The sequence below is a fragment of the Paracoccus sediminilitoris genome (assembly GCF_003259195.1).
Taxonomy (GTDB): Bacteria; Pseudomonadota; Alphaproteobacteria; order Rhodobacterales; family Rhodobacteraceae; genus Paracoccus; species Paracoccus sediminilitoris.
Genome location: NZ_QJPK01000091.1, coordinates 1 through 362, shown reverse-complemented (window position 1 = coordinate 362; position 362 = coordinate 1). Strand labels below are relative to the sequence as shown.

The 362-nt window shown below is 64.1% G+C and carries 1 pseudogene; it reads right to left on the bottom strand.

Annotated features, from left to right (window positions below):
• Positions 1 to 362, bottom strand: a pseudogene (locus tag DKT70_RS17695) (hypothetical protein); the annotation flags it as partial.

Below are 362 nucleotides of genomic sequence, written 5' to 3'. Positions count from 1 at the left end.
AACCGAAGCGTCGGCCTTCGTTGGCCAGCTTCCGCAACCGATCGCGCAGCACCGTGTCCGGCGCACGGCTCGCGCCTCGTAGCGGACCATCTTGCGAACCGCTCTGACAATCCGGCACGCCCGCCGTTCCGAGAGCCCGAGCAGGACCTCCAGATGCGCGACCGCCTCGCACTTCACGGCAGGCCAATCGCCGGGAAAACAGTCCCCCGGACTGTTTTCTGGCCCGGCTCATAACCACTTTTTTGAAACCAGCCCCTTCATCGCAGCCAGATCCAGCATCTGCTCGGCCAGAAGCCTCTTCGGCTTCGCGTTCTCATCCTCGAGCGTCTTCAGCCGCTTCGCCTCCGACACCGTCATGCCGT